Raw genomic sequence first — 15,396 nt, 5'->3', positions numbered from 1 at the left:
CTAAGATTGAAGACAAAAAAGGGGAGGAAAGTGCGAATGGGAAGTGTTCGGAAAAACGGGGGAGAATCGAAAGGAAAGTCGGTTCCGCCGTTAGATAGAAGGAGGTTTAAAGGCGAGCTTTTCGATGACGAAAGACCGGAAAAATACGAGCTTTCCCGGGAATTCGAAATTGAAAACCCTATGAAGACGCCTCCTAACAATTTGACCGTAAAAAACCCGGAGAAAAAGGAAAAGGAATGAGTGGTGGTGTTCGTGCTGAACTCCATAAGGGAAACGCGGGCGGTAAAAGACGGGCTTCACAACATTATCCTCGAAATTCCCGAGGATGTATATTTGAGTATATATGATAACTTGAACGATAAAGACGCTTACGACGTACTGAAACAGTATCTCAATTACCACCAGGATGATGGAATCCCCAGCGACGTCAGAATACAGCACAACAAAAACGCGCACACGGTGAACATTTACGCCAACCTCCATTACCTGGGGAACGGAAAGACAAGGACTAAGTATTACATGGACGATGCCATGGATGAGCGATGAGTGTGTAAGATAAAAGACACCGTACGTAAAATTAAACACTTTAAATGTGAAAAGTGCCGTCAGAAGGCATTGTGATGGGTGGCACAAAAATTGCATTTGCCTTTTACGGTGACCGAAACCTTTTAAGAGGAATCAAATTTATACCGGGAGGTATCGTTATGGCGAAAGTGACCTTCAAAGCTAGAACGGAGTGGAAGGGCGGAATGGTAGCCGAAGGAACCGCCAGGGGATTTAAGGTTACCGTTGACGAACCTAAAGACCTCGGCGGGACCGATACCGCTATGAATCCCGTTGAGATGCTCCTGTGTTCTCTAGGAGGATGCATGGCCATTGTGGCCAGCGCCTTTGCTCCGATGTGCGGCGTGGAGTTGAAAGGATTTTCCGTGGACCTTGAAGGAGACCTGGACCCGGACGGTTTTCTGGGGAGAAATCCGAACGTAAGGAAAGGTTTTTCCGAGATACGGTACAAAATGCACATAGTTTCCGATTCCCCGGAGGAAAACGTAAAAAAACTTTACGAGCTCATACAGGAAAGATGTCCCGTAAAGGATACTTTAAAAGGTGTTCCAGTAAACGGAGATATGGTTATCGAAAAATAAGATTCAAAAACAGGAGCCTGCCGGAGTTTAATCCGGCAGGCTTTTTGACATTGACACAAATGAGCGGGTAAATTAAACTATTAAGTAGCTTAAAATAGCTTTGGAAAAAGGTGGATTTTTGCCATGATGAAAGACGGTTCCCTAAATGAGCTTTTGCTGTTGCTTCTTTCAAAAAAGGGCAATTACGTTTCCGGCGAAGAAATAAGCGAAAAATTGGGTGTCAGCCGCACCGCCGTATGGAAGCAGGTAAACCATTTAAGAAAGCTAGGATACGAAATAGATTCGGTGCCGAGGGTGGGATATTGCCTGAAAAAGTCGCCGGATTTGCTTTTGCCGGAAGAGATTATACAAAGTAGCCGCCTCGAATTCCTGGCCCGCAAAATTTACTACTACCCTTCGATAGGTTCCACCAACGATGAAGCAAAAAAGTTGGCTCAAAATGGCGCACCTCACGGGACGCTGGTGATTGCGGAAGAGCAGACGGGAGGGAAAGGGAGGCTGGGAAGGAGGTGGGTATCACCGCCCCGGGAAGGAATATGGTTGTCGATAATTCTAAGGCCTTCACTGGAACCCTACGAAGCACCCCGGATTACCATGACCTGTGCGGTAGCGGCTGCAAAAGCGATAAGGAAAGTCGCCGGAATAGATTGCTGGATAAAATGGCCGAACGACCTTCTGGTGGAGGGCAAAAAGGTGGCTGGGATTTTGACGGAAATGAGCGCCGACATGGACAGTATCAATTTTGTGGTAACAGGCATAGGTGTCAATGTGAATAACACGGATTTTCCGGCGGAAATTAAAGAAACTGCTACGTCCTTGAAACTTGTGTCCGGAAAGAATGTAGGGCGATTGAAAATTTTAACCGAATTTCTTTCGCAATTTGAGGTAGTCTACAGATACCTAGAGGACGGCGAATTTGGAAAGGTACTGGAGGAATGGAGGCAGCTTTCCTGCAACCTGGGGAGGCGAGTCAGGATAATCGGCAGGAATTACGAACTAGAAGGATTGGCCCTGGATGTGGACGATGATGGCGCGTTGCTGGTTAAAACCGATGGGGGCACGGTGGAAAGGGTTTTGAGCGGCGATGTGTCGCTCAGGGAATAAATAGAGGTTTTCGGGTTCACAATAATAATGGAGGTGCATTCGGGTGGACGAAAGGCAGAAGCAGATAGAGGAAATATTGGACTTTGTGACCCACCATAAAAATTCCCTGGCCAGCATCAACATATGCGCTCGCCTATTGGGTGACAAATTTATCCAGGTTGACGACGAGGTTATTCAGGAGTTAAAAGTGAAGCTTCCGCGAGCTGACAGCGAAGAACTCGAATCTTTTTATTATATGATAAAATAAAAGAATGACTGAAAAAGCTTTCCTTTTGCAAGGAAGGCTTTTTTATTTTTGTGCAGGAACTTTAAAAACGGCGATAGAATATAAATTAACTAACGTATTTTCCAATCATAAAATTAAGGGGGACTTTTTATGATAAAGATTATTTTAAACGGGGCGCGGGGGAAAATGGGAAGAACCATAGCGGAACTCGTAAAATCACAAGAGGACATGGAAATAATTGCGGGTGTTGACGTTGTCGGGGAAAAGGGTGATTTTCCCATTTACAACAGCATATTTAAAATAGAGGAAAAAGCCGACGTAATAGTGGATTTTTCCAATCCTCAGGCCTTGGATAATTTGTTGAGATATGCCCTGTCGCACCGCGTTCCGGTGGTGACGGGGACCACTGGCCTAGAAGAAAGCCATAGGCTGATGCTGCAGGATGCCGCTAAAACGATACCGGTGTTTTATTCGCAAAATATGTCGCTGGGGGTATTCCTCATGGTGATGCTTTCTCAAAAGCTGGCCCGGGTCTTATCCGATTTCGACGTGGAGATAGTTGAAAGACATCACAATCAGAAGATAGACGCCCCCAGCGGAACGGCCATTATGCTGGCCGAGGCTATAAAGGAAGTTAGAAGTGGGGCTGAATTCGTCTACAGCAGGGTAGAAAAGAGGAAAAAGAGGGATAAAAACGAAATAGGCATTCATTCCATCAGGGCCGGAAACCTGGTGGGGGAACACCGGGTGATTTTTGGGGGCGAGGATGAAACTATAGAAATAAGTCATGTGGTAACTTCAAGAAAAGTTTTGGCAGCCGGTGCGCTGAAGGCCGCCAGGTTTATAGTGGAAAAGGCGCCAGGGTACTATACGATGAAGGACCTCGTAGACAGTCTGAGCTGCTAACTTATCCTTCTTCCGCAATAAGGACAAAAATTGAATGAGGGGTCGACGTAACTTCCACATTCCGGACAGTAGCTTCCGTGGCCGAATACCTTGTGGAGTCGTGAGACATCCAGGTCGGCCCCTCTTTTTAGTTCTTCGGCGTATTCCTTATCCACCGAAAAAATTGCTGGACAGCACCGGAACTTCACAAAGTACCTCCTGTTCCATTGGAAAATGGGAATGAAGAAAAAGTGGAAGTAGGTGAACACTTCTATTAGTTCGGCCCGTGAAAGCCTGCCGCAGGACGGACATACCGTTGCGTCGAAATCTCTTAAGTGTTTTTCCCTATCCTGAATTCCGAAAATACCGAAAAAGAACATCGCATTCCTCCCCGCTCTAAAAGTCAGAAAAAGGCTACAGAATTTATTATAATAGAAAAAAGCGGCGCTATCCAGACCGGTTTTATCACCAGGCTCTCAGCCTTTTGCCGAGACTATAGGCGTATCTGCCTTTTATGAAGACCTCCCACCGGGATACGGCGATAAATACCCCGGTTTCGCAATTTACCGCAATTTCCGGGTAGCTGTCACCTCGAGGGGCTATGACGGTGCCCGAGACCGCAAGGGAAAGTTTTTCGGAAAAACGGCCGGCCAGGTTGCAGCCGAAAAGCATCCAGCGGGGATTGGGGGAAAATTTTACCTTCCCGTTTTTGATAAGTTCCGCAAGGTCGCTTATATACGCGGCCATGCCGGTGTCTTCGGGCCCGGGTTCGTCGTAAAAGCCGCTCCAGTTGCTCATTATAATTCCCCGTGGATAGGAATGAGCGAATACTTTTATCAGATTGATGGCTCCCGAAGACTCGGAAACATCCGAAAGCATTTCCAAAAATTCCCTTCCATTCCGGGGCTTTATCACCAGGTGCCCCGTTTTATGGGCGCGGTAATCGAAGGCTTTTTCGTCCCCGTATCCGTGGGCCGAAACGGCTACGGCAGTTCCTGGTTCCACTTTACCACCTCCGAGAAAATTGGTTTTTTATATTTTATTAGACCGGGCCGGGAAATGGTGAAAGTGTGGCAGTAGCATGTCTGTGTCAAATTGATACTAATACTAAAAAAAGACACCGCATTAAGCGTTCGGTAAATAGCTCGCCCGGTTTATAAACAAAGACCGCTTTTGGGGTGCATGAACTCCCAATGGGAGCATATCATAGCACGCAAAAAAAGCGGTCTTTTTTTTTCTCCGATTGCAATTGCGAGGTTTTTTGTTGCGTTGGAATTTTTCAAAAAATAAAATTTATGTTCATGTATTGCAATATTATACAATATATATTATAATTATACGCAACAATCTAGAATATACAAAATGACGAATGATTATACATAATGGTAAATCTCAGCAACGAGAGAGGCCTGTACACCCGACAAAACCCTCTTTAGATGGCCTGATAATAAATGAGAATAATAAGGAGGAGAGCTCTGTGAAAAGATTGCTTGCTTTGACGACTCTACTGGTATTTTTGCTTACGCTGACAGGGTGCGGGGGAAGCGAAGGCACTGCAAATGTCAACGAGGAAAAGGAACTGGTCATAGCAATCCCTGAAGAAATCGAAGGCACCGATATCCAGCAGGTAAAGTGGGAAAACATAGTTCACAGCCTTCTTTTTCAGCCCCTAGTGTCCTTCGATATGGAACTGAAAAATCTCGTGCCAGAGGGTGCATCTTCTTTTGAAATATCGCAGGACGGGACCGAGCTCACCTTTAGACTTCCGAAAGATGCGGCTTTTTCCGATGGAAGTCCCCTAAAGGCAGAAGATATCAAGAATTCCTTGGAAAGGTACAGGAAGATAAGCCCTTATGCGGAGGACTTGGCCCCTATAAAGGAGATTATCGTAAAAGATCCTGAAACGCTGGTTTTAAAACTGGAAAAATCCGCTGCTTATTTGTGGCCGGTGCTGACGAGTACATACGGAGGAACGGTAAATGCAAAAAAGGCAAAAGAGATTGGCGATCAGGCTTTTAACAGGAACGCGGAAGGCAGCGGGCCTGCAACGGTGCAGGAATGGGTTCAGGGTTCCTACATCACCCTGAAGAAAAATGAAAATTACAGGACTTACAGCCCTCTTGTGGAAAACAAAGGTCCTATAAAATTTGACAAAATAACCGTTAAGTTCGTGCCTGATGACTTCACGAGGATAAGCGAACTAGAATCGGGAAATGCGGATATTATAATAAGCGTTCCTGCTGAAAACGTTAAAGAGCTTGAACAAAACAGCGACGTTCAGCTTTTCAAGTACCTCCAGCCAGGCATAAGCTACATTGCAATGAATACCAAGGCCGAGCCTCTCAACGATATAAAGGTGAGGACTGCCATTGCACTTGCTATAAACAAAGATGAGATAAAGGATGTGCTAAAAGGTGCTGTTCTGCCCAAGTACGGACTCCTATCGCCTGCCCATCTTTGTTACGACGAAAAGAAGGAAATGGAGCTCAAGGCGAGGTACGGCTACGATCAGGATAAGGCCAAAGACCTGCTGGCTCAAGCCGGATATAAAGATACGGATGGCGATGGAATTCTCGAGAAAAACGGAAAACCTCTTTCGCTTACCATGATGGTGGCGCTCGATTTTCCCATGCTTAAACAGGCTGCCCCTGTAATCCAGGCCCAGCTAAAACAAATCGGAATAAATCTGGAGTTGAGGGAATATGAATCAAAGTATATAAAGCAGGCCATCCAGGACCACGATTTTCAGCTTGCCATGCGGTCATATTGGTGGAACGACCCGGATATCCTGTACTACAATTTCAGCAGCAGTTCGAAAGCACCCTGGATAAATAAGGAATGGGATAGATTGCTCGAAGATGCGCGGTATATTATGGACATGAATCAGAGAACCGCCAAATACAATGAAATACAGGAAAAAATACTCTCGGAATTGCCGGTGGTACCTCTTTTTTCCGAATATCAACACATAGCCGTTCGTAAGTCGGTAACAGGAGTGAAGGTTAGCATCGACGGAAGGATATTTTTGAACGACGCCGATAAAATTGATTGAGCATTGCGCCAAAAAGGTGCAGGGCCTATTGCTGATATGCTAAAAAAGGGCTGGTGTAAAAATGATAAGACCCGAGGACGTAATTCTGGCAGGGGAGCGAATAAAAAATTACGTGTACCGTACACCCTTTGAAAAATCCCACTTTTTAAGCGACCTTACGGGTGGGCAGGTTTTCCTCAAACTCGAGTGCCAGCAGAAGGTCAAGGCTTATAAAATAAGGGGTGCGGTCAATAAAATTCTTTCCCTTGCACCGGAAGAGAGGCAAAAAGGGATAATTACGGCTTCTTCAGGAAATCACGGCGCGGCCGTTAGTTACGTTTCAGGTCTTCTTGGAATCGATAATGTCACGGTATACGTGCCGGAGGTGACTCCTGCCGTCAAGAAAGAAAAGATAAAAAGGTATGGGGCGAAACTGGTGGTGGCGGGAAAGGATTTCGACGAGGCCTTTTGCCTGGCAAAACAAAAAGTAAAAGAGCTTGGGGGGATATGGATAGATCCCTGTTCGGATGAGGCGGTCATAGCGGGGCAGGGGACGATAGGCCTTGAGATGCTGGAAGATAATGCCGCCCTTGATACGTTGGTGGTGCCCATCGGTGGCGGTGGAATGATAACGGGGATAAGCATAATAGCCAAAGCCTTAAAACCGGCAATTGAGGTTGTAGGAGTGCAGACCGAGGCCTGTCCTGCCATGCTGGCATCGTTACGAGACGGTAGACTATACGAAAGATATCAGAGTAAACCTTCAATTTGCGAAGCTCTGGTGGGCGGCGTAGGGGAGATACCCTACATTATGGCGAAAGAGTGCATAGACGATATTCTGCTGGTCGCCGAAAAAACCATAAAAGAAGCCGTGATAAAGCTTATCGACCGGGAAAAGATTTTGGCGGAACCGTCGGCGGCGGTGGGGGTGGCGTGCCTTATGGAGCACTGCGAGCGTTTCAAAGGCAGGAATGTCGGTGTGGTGATTTCTGGGGGTAACATGGACCTGGAGCTATTAGAAAAGCTTATAAGCGAGGTGAAATCGTGAAAGTCGATGAAAAAGCAATCGAAGAAATAGCAGGGGAGTACTTTTCCTCAAAAACCCCCGGCATGGCCTTGTTAATAGGGCAAAGAGGCGAGGTTGTTTACAAAAAAGGCTTCGGAATGGCGGACATTGAAAAGGGAATTCCCATCGACGCCGATACGGCGTTTATTATAGCTTCCATTACAAAGCAGTTTACCGCGATGGCCGTGATGATGCTGAAGGAAAAGGGCCTTTTGGATTACGACGATGCTATAGGGCGGTTTTTCCCCGATTTTCCCCGCGGCTTTGGGGTGGGCGGACGGCAACATAATATCTACCGTTGAAGACCTGTTCAAATGGCACAACGCCCTTTATACGGAAAAGCTGGTAAAAAAGGAGACCTTGAAGGAAGCTTTTACTCCTCACGTGCTGAGAGATGGAACTTCCACAGGCTACGGTTTTGGGTGGTTTATAGGAGAAAGAGCAGGCGTTAAGGAAATATGGCACAGCGGTGGAACCATAGGTTACGTTTCGCGTTTTTCACGCTTCGTGGATGAAGGAGTGGCCGTCATCATGCTTACGAATTGCTATGACCTTGCGGGCCCTAAGCGGGATGAGTTGTTCGACAGGATAGTAAACGTAGTTTTTGCCGGGTTGGGGAGGAAGATACTGTGAGCGACTTGTTGGAATATGCCGTAAGGAAACTAATAATCGGCGCATTCGTTGTTTTTGTCGTAACGGTAGTTTTGTTCTGCATCATGCAGCTCATGCCGGGAGATCCCATCCAGCTAATTTCCAATCCCAGGATACCGCCTGAAAAGATAGCGGAACTTAAAAAGCACTGGGGGCTTGATAAACCTGTTTACGTCCAGTATTTCTACTGGCTTTTTCATATTTTGCAGGGGGATTTCGGCACTTCCATCACCACGGGACAGAAAGTCATCACCTTGATCAAGGCAAGACTGCCTTACACCCTTCTTCTTGCCGGCGGTTCTTTGATTTTCCAGTACATCATAGCCATACCCCTCGGGCTGATGGCAGCGTATAAAGAACACAGCATTTTTGACAGCATGGTGGTGGTATCCACCATAATCTTTTGGTCGATACCCTCTTTCTGGTTGGGGATACTTTTGATCCTAATTTTTAGCTTGAAATTAAAACTCCTGCCAGTGTCCGGTTACGACGGTTTGAGCTCTCTGATTTTGCCTTTGATGACTGCGACGCTGCCCAATTTGGCAAGCACGCTGAGGCTTACCCGTTCCGAGGTACTGGAAGTCCTGCGCGAAAAATATGTGTCCACCGCCTACGCTAAAGGATTGAGCGAAAAAAGAGTACTTATTTTTCACGTGCTCAGAAACGCGCTTATTCCTGTTACGCTCATGTTCTTTCTTTACCTCCCGTGGACTGTTGGCGGTGCAGTAATCATCGAAACAATTTTTTCCTGGCCGGGGATGGGAAGGCTATTGTGGACGGCCATATCTTCCCAGGATTTTCCGGTAGTCCAGGGAATAATTTTTATCATCGCGATTTTGACGGTGGTTTCAAACATTGCCGGAGATATCATAACTGCCTGCCTTGACCCGCGAATCCGTGCGGAAATAAGGGGGGAAAGCTGATGGGAGCGAAATTTGATGTAAAAGTGCTGACAAGAAACAAAGTATTTCTGGCAGGGCTGATAATTCTCTTTACCGTGGCCGTTGTCGCAGTTTTCGCTGATGCCATAGCACCGCACCCTTACGACGAGATGAACGTCTCGTTGGCTTTGAGGGCTCCTCAGCCCCAGTTTCCCTTCGGAACCGACCAGTACGGGCGGTGCGTTTTCAGCCGGGTTATTTACGGCACCAGGATAGCATTGGGCGTAGGCCTTGTGGTGGTCCTGGTCGAAAGTTTAATCGGAGTAACTTTGGGACTTCTTGCGGGTTATTACGGAAAAAAATTTGACAAAATCGTTATGTTCGTAACCGACCTTACGTGGGCTCTGCCTCCTCTTGTAATGGCCTTGGCAATCGTAACGATGCTGGGGCCCAGTTTGATAAACGTAGTCATCGCCATAGCGGCGGTCAGCTGGGCGCAGTTTGCGCGAATCGTGAGGGCGAAGACTCAGGCGCTGAAAAATATGCCTTTTGTGGAAGCGGCGCGGGCATTCGGCGAAGGAGATTTGAACATAATACTGCGGTATATCCTTCCAAACGTGCTCTCGCCCATTATAGTGCTCTCCACGCTTTCCTTGCCCCAGGCGATTCTCTCCACAACTTCCCTTGGTTTCCTGGGACTCGGAGCCCAGCCGCCTTCTCCCGACTGGGGCCTAATCCTTTCGGAAGGGAAGAACTATATTAGGCAGGCTCCGTGGATTTCCATTTTCCCCGGCATCGCCTTGGTCTATACGGTCCTGGGTTTCAATCTTTTAGGTGAAGGCCTTAGAGAAATCCTCGACCCGAGGCTGAAATTGTAGCAAAAAAAGGAGGAACGAAGGTGGAAGACGCGCTTCTTTCGGTGAAGAACTTGTCCGTTGTATTCAAAACCACAAGCGGAACTGTACAGGCAGTCGACGATGTGAGTTTTGACGTGAAAGAGGGCGAGATTTTCGCCCTTGTAGGAGAATCCGGGTGCGGCAAATCAACGACGGCTATGAGCATAATGAGGCTTGTCCCTAAAAATTGCACGATAACCGGCGGCCAAATAATTTTTCGGGGAAAGGATCTTGTAAAGTTGAAGGAAAAAGAAATGTCTTCCGTCAGGGGTAAGGAAATCGGCATGATTTTTCAAAACCCCCTAGATTCGTTGAACCCCGTCTACCCTGTGGGAATACAGGTTTCGGAGGCCGTGCTTCTCGACAGGGTGCCGCGGGATGAGGCCTGGAAAAAAGTTGTTGAAATTTTTAAAGACGTCAAGATTCCGGACCCCGCCGAGAGGGTCCGAAGCTATCCTCATGAATTAAGCGGCGGTATGCGCCAGAGAGTAATGATTGCCATGATGCTTTCTAGAAACCCCAAACTTCTCATCGCTGACGAACCGACGACCGCCCTCGATGTCACGATTCAGGCGCAAATACTGGAAATAATAAAAGACTTAAAAGATACTTTTGGCACTTCCATCCTCGTAATCACCCATGACTTCGGGATTGTGGCGGAGTTAGCCGACAGGGTGGCCGTTATGTATGCCGGGAAAATTGTGGAGATAGGAAGTGTCTTACAAATTTTTGAAAAACCCCGCCATCCTTACACCCAACTCTTGATGGAAGCTCTCCCTAAAATAACCAAAAAACAGGGTCGACTGAAAACCATTCCGGGCAGTGTTCCTAATTTATACGAACTGCCCGCAGGGTGCAGTTTTCATCCGCGATGTCCGAAATCTATGGAGATATGTTCGAAGATAGCGCCACAGCTGAAAAAAGCAGGTGAAGGACATTTTTTCCTCTGCCACCGGGAGGGATGAATATGGAAACAATCGTTGTAATTGACAACGTAAAAAAATTTTTTAACGTAACGAAAGGCCTTTTTAAAAAGCATTTATATCAAATTAGGGCAGTGGACGGCGTGAGTTTTGAAATAAAAAGGGGAGAGACGTTCGGGCTTGTAGGCGAAAGCGGAAGCGGTAAGACGACCGTGGCAAGACTTGTGATGAGGCTTACCGACCCTACAGAAAACACCATTTTTTTCAAGGGAAAGGATATTTTTAAAGCAAAAGGAAAAGAATTAAAAGACATAAGGCGCCGGATGAGCATGGTTTTTCAGGACCCCGCCGCATCCTTAAATCCCAGGGCCACTATTTTGGATTCCATTAAGCGGCCATTGGAAATTTACGGATATAAAAAATCTGAAATCAAGGCGATAGTGGAAGATACTATTGAAAAAGTGGCCCTGGGCAAGGAACTTCTTAACCGCTATCCGCATCAACTTTCGGGAGGGCAGCAGCAGCGGGCGAGCATAGCGAGGGCTTTAGTTTTAAAGCCGGAATTTATGGTCCTCGATGAGCCCACTTCAGCGCTGGATGTATCGGTACAAGCTCAGATATTGAACATATTGCTGGAAATTCAGGAAAGGTATAACCTCACTTATCTTTTCATAACGCATAACCTTTCGGTGGTGAGATATGTTAGCGACCGAATTGGCGTGATGTACCTGGGAAAGATTGTGGAAATAGCTCAAGTTGACGAAATTTACAGCAGTCCCCTTCATCCATACACGGCTGGACTTTTATCTTCAGCTCCCAGCCTTTCTCCTAGAGGCAGAAGCCGGAAAAAACTTCTGCTTTCGGGAGACCCACCCAGCCTTATAAACCCGCCGCCGGGGTGTCGCCTCTATCCGAGATGTCCGTATGCCGAAAAGATATGCCGGGAGGAAATTCCGGAACTCCGGGAGGTTAAAACCGACCATTTTGTGGCTTGCCACAGGGCGGGAGAACTGGATTTTTCGGGGATTGTAAGATGGTGATGATAAAAAAATTGAAAGATCACTAAGAAGGGAGAAAATTGTATGACCGGATTGAAGAAGACCTACGACATACTTTTAAAAAACCTGAAGATCGTTGACGGCACAGGTGCGCCGGCATTTTACGGCGACATCGGCATCAAAGGGGATACAATTGTCTTGGTTGGCAAGGCTGAAGGAAGCGGCGAAAAGGAGCTGGATTGCACCGGCCTTATTGCAGCGCCGGGTTTTATCGACATACACAACCACAGCGATTTTTCGGTCATCTTACTGCCCGATGCCCCAAATTACCTGAGTCAGGGCGTTACCACGCTGGTTGTCGGGAACTGTGGATACAGCGGGGCGCCGCTTACGCCCAAAAACCGCCGCATGTTCGAAAAGGTGTTCGGTAAGAATTTACCTTTCGAAATGGAAAGCGATAACATGCCTTTCGGCGCTTACCTGAAAATTTTGGACAAATATCCAAAGGCCGTGAATATAGCAAATCTGGTAGGACACGGCAATATCAGAGGAGCGGTTTTGGGCTTGGAAAATTTAAAACCCTCGAAAGAGGAAATGGATGAAATGAAAAGGGTTCTTTCAGAAGCCATGGAAAGTGGGGCCTTCGGCATGAGCACCGGCCTTATATATGACCCCGGCATTTTCGCCGATACGAACGAGATTGCAGAGCTATGTTCGGTAGTGAAAGAATATCGGGGTATATACGCAACCCACATAAGGAATGAATCGGACTTACTTGTCGATGCGGTAATGGAAGCCATAGAAGTGGGCAAAAAGACCGGCGTTAGGGTGCAAATCTCCCATCACAAGGCTTCCGGCAAAAGGAACTGGGGCCTTGTAAAAACAACCCTAGACCTCATGCAGTATTACCGCCGCCGGGGAGTGGAGGTCACTTGCGACGTTTATCCGTGTACCTTCGCTAACACGGGACTTTACGACTGCTTGCCAAGCTGGATAAGGGGACAGGCCTTTGAAGAACAGATAGCAAAAAAAGATGTGCGGGAGAGGTTAAGGTCCGAACTTTCAAGGCCCAGCGACGATTTTGAAAACATCATACTGGATGCTGGTTTTGATGGGTTGATTATTTCTTCCTCGGAAAAATTTAAGGAATTCGAAGGAAAGTCTATCGCCGAAATATCCAAAATTTTAGAGATGGACCCTTACGACACTATATTCCACCTTTTGGAAAAAGACAGGGATATTTATGTTTTAGCAGGAGGGATGAGCGAGGATGACGTCCGCTACATAATAAAACATGACCTTTCTATGGTCTGCAGCGATTCGGAGATATTAGAGTTCGGCGAGGGCAAACCCCATCCCCGGGGCTATATGGCTTTCACAAAAGTAATTTCCTCTTACGTCCGCGAAGAAAATCTCCTTTCGCTGGAAGAGGCGGTAAAGAAGATGACTTACCTTCCTGCCTGGAAATTGGGCCTTCATGACAGGGGGATGCTCAAGCCCGGATTTAAGGCCGACATAGCGGTGTTCGATTACTGGAACATAGATTACAGCTCCGCCTACGGTGACCCCCATCATTACTCCAAAGGGATGGTCCACGTGCTTGTCAACGGTGTACCGGTGATCTTGAATGAGCAATTCACCGGAGAGAGGCCGGGGGTGGTGTTGAGGAGAAGGTGAAAGATGGCTGATTGACGAACGATAAATCAGCAAACCCAATGTGGAAGACATAAAGGCGTTTTTTTATGATATAATATACCAAATAATATACCAAGAATCTCTGTATGGAACCAAAATAAAAGGGAGTCCGAGGACAGCGTTTTTGTGCGGAGTAATCTGGCGTTAACGCTGGAGCGCCAATTGCTACAGGTTATTTCCTCCTGAGGCGAGAGAACCTAAAAAAGACTTTACGATATTTGGGGAGTGAAGAGAGGGAGCTTTTAAAGTACTTGCTTCAACGTGGTGGATATAGCAGGTTGGAACGCCGAAACCCGCAAGTTCGGCTCCATGCAGGGAGATGGCTTTTTCTGGACCGAGCGGCCTCCAGAGTCTTCTCTTGGTACTCTATGGTCCAAAGCTTTGATAATGGTGGGCAGGGCAAAGTTAGGAGGCCGAACCTATAAAATAGCCACCATACCCGTAGAACTCAGGTAGTCCCTTCAGAAGATTTTATTTGAGAATCATGATTAAAGCGAGGGAATGTAAATGATGCGCCTTTTTGAAGTTGACAGAAACGACAAGTGCCCCTGCGGTAGCGGAAAGAAGTATAAAAAATGTTGTATGGACAGGGTGGAAGAAATTAAGCGGGAAATATTAAAAGAATACGAAGGAATGTTTACGGCTACGGGTTTATCCATAGTTAATGTGATTTCTGCGTTACTCGGTTTTAAATTAGGAAATAAGGTTTTAGATACTTCAGACATTATGGAACTAATGATGGAAGCGTGGATGGAAGAGGAAGACGAAGAAGTTGACTTCAGCGGGAGTTTTAAGGATCTCCTAAGGCAAAAGTCCGGTTTAAAGATGGTAAGAGTTCCAGGTGAAATGTTTGCGGAGAATGAAAGAGAAAAAATGCAAAAAATTTTCGAAAAAGACTTTGTTGAGACTTTACTCCTTCGGATCGCAAGGTCTATTAGGTATGACGAATATTCAAGGGAAGAGATGAAAGTGATTTTATGGGCCATAAGTATTGCGGCGGAAGAAGGTCATGTTCGTGATTTTATAAGTTGTGTTTATGAAGTTTCAAAAGACGAGATAGTAGAGTGCAACGAGAAGTTGTGGGAACTTGTAACCGAAAAAGTTACGGATATGAAAAAATTAAGAAAAGTATTTGAAGAGATATCGATGGAAACTTCTAATTTTTTGCATTATTCCGGCGAACACCTGAAACTGTTATATGAAGATGAAATGGAAAGGATGATTTCCGAAATAGAACGAGTGGAGCTTCCCCTTTATTCGATTTATTCTGGTCTTGCAGAAATCTATGTCAAGAATTCCTTAAATACGCAGGATAAAATGGAAAAAGTTGGTATCGAGCAAATAGTATCGCCGGAATTTTTTGTGGCGGGGATAAAAGAAGGGATGCTTGAATATTTTTTGGCCGGTATCGAAAAATGGATATCGGAAGAAATAGAGCGTATTAAAAAAGAAAAGAAAGATAAAGAAGAAATAGAAAATATGCTTAGTTTTTCTATTTTTCTTTTAACACCTTTAACACCGGCTCAACTTGATTTTCTCTATAAAATTTACATCTCCTACATCAAGAATTTCATCGAGAACCTCCCTAAAAAAATAGATTACCGCGAAACAATTATAAACTCGTTAGAGGAACTTTTTGATGAAAAGTTTGTAGAAAAATATACGGATTATCTAAAAAAGAAAGGATTATTCAAAGAAGCAGGTTATGTGGAGGGATGCTTCTATAAGATAAATAACTTTTTAGAGCATCTTTCGCCAAATTAACTTCAATTCAAAAAACAACACTAAATCACACAAAGGTTTTAACTCTGACAACAAGCTTCATGAGAAGAAATGCAATTAAAATCTGTTGTTCTTTTTTAAAAATTTGTGTATTATGAAAATAGACCGTTCTT

At 45.8% G+C, this 15,396-nt stretch carries 19 protein-coding genes; 17 read left to right on the top strand and 2 right to left on the bottom strand.

Annotated elements, in window-relative coordinates:
* Window positions 1-36 precede the first annotated feature (36 nt).
* The 6 genes from AN618_RS01545 to dapB all read left to right on the top strand — a co-directional run bounded on the left by AN618_RS01545 (window position 37) and on the right by dapB (window position 3,381).
* The gene (locus AN618_RS01545) at window positions 37-240 is read left to right on the top strand and encodes a hypothetical protein (RefSeq protein WP_066351215.1); all 204 of its coding nucleotides are present in this window, start codon (window positions 37-39) and stop codon (window positions 238-240) included.
* Entirely contained in the window at window positions 241-546 is a 306-nt protein-coding gene (locus AN618_RS01540; RefSeq protein ID WP_245628337.1) for a hypothetical protein, read from the top strand.
* A gap of 158 nt (window positions 547-704) precedes the next feature.
* Entirely contained in the window at window positions 705-1,145 is a 441-nt protein-coding gene (locus AN618_RS01535; RefSeq protein WP_066351373.1) for an OsmC family protein, read from the top strand.
* 123 nt (window positions 1,146-1,268) lie between these two features.
* Complete coding sequence (locus AN618_RS01530) at window positions 1,269-2,249, top strand: biotin--[acetyl-CoA-carboxylase] ligase (RefSeq protein ID WP_066351213.1); 981 nt, start codon at window positions 1,269-1,271, stop codon at window positions 2,247-2,249.
* A 43-nt stretch (window positions 2,250-2,292) separates the two neighbouring features.
* Window positions 2,293-2,496 (top strand): hypothetical protein, encoded by a 204-nt coding sequence (locus AN618_RS01525; protein ID WP_066351212.1) that lies wholly within the window; start codon window positions 2,293-2,295, stop codon window positions 2,494-2,496.
* A gap of 129 nt (window positions 2,497-2,625) precedes the next feature.
* A complete protein-coding gene (gene dapB / locus AN618_RS01520) occupies window positions 2,626-3,381 on the top strand; it encodes a 4-hydroxy-tetrahydrodipicolinate reductase (protein ID WP_066351211.1) in 756 nt (251 codons plus the stop codon).
* Here dapB and AN618_RS01515 read toward each other — a convergent pair.
* Together AN618_RS01515 and AN618_RS01510 are read right to left on the bottom strand one after the other, a co-directional pair.
* The gene (locus tag AN618_RS01515; protein ID WP_066351210.1) at window positions 3,378-3,740 is read right to left on the bottom strand and encodes a zinc ribbon domain-containing protein; all 363 of its coding nucleotides are present in this window, start codon (window positions 3,738-3,740) and stop codon (window positions 3,378-3,380) included. The genes dapB and AN618_RS01515 overlap by 4 nt on opposite strands.
* 85 nt (window positions 3,741-3,825) lie before the next feature.
* On the bottom strand, window positions 3,826-4,365 hold the full coding sequence (locus AN618_RS01510) for a hypothetical protein (RefSeq protein ID WP_066351208.1): 540 nt from the start codon (window positions 4,363-4,365) through the stop codon (window positions 3,826-3,828).
* 472 nt (window positions 4,366-4,837) lie between these two features.
* Between AN618_RS01510 and AN618_RS01505 the strand changes: the two genes are divergently transcribed.
* The 11 genes from AN618_RS01505 (at window position 4,838) to AN618_RS01455 (ending at window position 15,265) form a co-directional block, all read left to right on the top strand.
* Complete coding sequence (locus AN618_RS01505) at window positions 4,838-6,412, top strand: ABC transporter substrate-binding protein (RefSeq protein ID WP_066351207.1); 1,575 nt, start codon at window positions 4,838-4,840, stop codon at window positions 6,410-6,412.
* Window positions 6,413-6,473: 61 nt separating this feature from the next.
* Window positions 6,474-7,439 (top strand): threonine ammonia-lyase, encoded by a 966-nt coding sequence (locus AN618_RS01500; RefSeq protein WP_066351201.1) that lies wholly within the window; start codon window positions 6,474-6,476, stop codon window positions 7,437-7,439.
* On the top strand, window positions 7,436-7,759 hold the full coding sequence (locus tag AN618_RS01495; RefSeq protein WP_066351199.1) for a serine hydrolase domain-containing protein: 324 nt from the start codon (window positions 7,436-7,438) through the stop codon (window positions 7,757-7,759). The genes AN618_RS01500 and AN618_RS01495 overlap by 4 nt, the downstream gene beginning before the upstream one ends.
* A complete protein-coding gene (locus AN618_RS01490) occupies window positions 7,722-8,090 on the top strand; it encodes a serine hydrolase domain-containing protein (RefSeq protein ID WP_066351198.1) in 369 nt (122 codons plus the stop codon). Before AN618_RS01495 ends, AN618_RS01490 begins: the two co-directional genes overlap by 38 nt.
* Window positions 8,087-9,031: an ABC transporter permease gene (locus tag AN618_RS01485; protein ID WP_066351197.1), complete on the top strand. Its 945-nt coding sequence runs from the start codon at window positions 8,087-8,089 to the stop codon at window positions 9,029-9,031. The genes AN618_RS01490 and AN618_RS01485 overlap by 4 nt, the downstream gene beginning before the upstream one ends.
* Window positions 9,031-9,867 (top strand): ABC transporter permease, encoded by an 837-nt coding sequence (locus AN618_RS01480; RefSeq protein WP_066351196.1) that lies wholly within the window; start codon window positions 9,031-9,033, stop codon window positions 9,865-9,867. Before AN618_RS01485 ends, AN618_RS01480 begins: the two co-directional genes overlap by 1 nt.
* 20 nt (window positions 9,868-9,887) lie before the next feature.
* Window positions 9,888-10,850 (top strand): ABC transporter ATP-binding protein, encoded by a 963-nt coding sequence (locus AN618_RS01475; protein ID WP_066351191.1) that lies wholly within the window; start codon window positions 9,888-9,890, stop codon window positions 10,848-10,850.
* Window positions 10,851-10,852: 2 nt separating this feature from the next.
* Window positions 10,853-11,848 (top strand): ABC transporter ATP-binding protein, encoded by a 996-nt coding sequence (locus AN618_RS01470; protein WP_157081591.1) that lies wholly within the window; start codon window positions 10,853-10,855, stop codon window positions 11,846-11,848.
* A 42-nt stretch (window positions 11,849-11,890) separates the two neighbouring features.
* On the top strand, window positions 11,891-13,483 hold the full coding sequence (locus tag AN618_RS01465) for an N-acyl-D-amino-acid deacylase family protein (protein ID WP_066351187.1): 1,593 nt from the start codon (window positions 11,891-11,893) through the stop codon (window positions 13,481-13,483).
* A 279-nt stretch (window positions 13,484-13,762) separates the two neighbouring features.
* Window positions 13,763-13,957, top strand: coding sequence for a hypothetical protein (locus AN618_RS01460; protein ID WP_066351180.1), 195 nt, complete (start codon window positions 13,763-13,765; stop codon window positions 13,955-13,957).
* A 51-nt stretch (window positions 13,958-14,008) separates the two neighbouring features.
* Complete coding sequence (locus AN618_RS01455; RefSeq protein ID WP_066351178.1) at window positions 14,009-15,265, top strand: SEC-C domain-containing protein; 1,257 nt, start codon at window positions 14,009-14,011, stop codon at window positions 15,263-15,265.
* Window positions 15,266-15,396: the final 131 nt, after the last annotated feature.

The organism is Fervidicola ferrireducens, from assembly GCF_001562425.1.
Classification (GTDB): domain Bacteria; phylum Bacillota; class Thermosediminibacteria; order Thermosediminibacterales; family Thermosediminibacteraceae; genus Fervidicola; species Fervidicola ferrireducens.
Note: the sequence above shows the minus strand (reverse complement) of the source record. Positions and strands in the feature narration are given on the sequence as shown.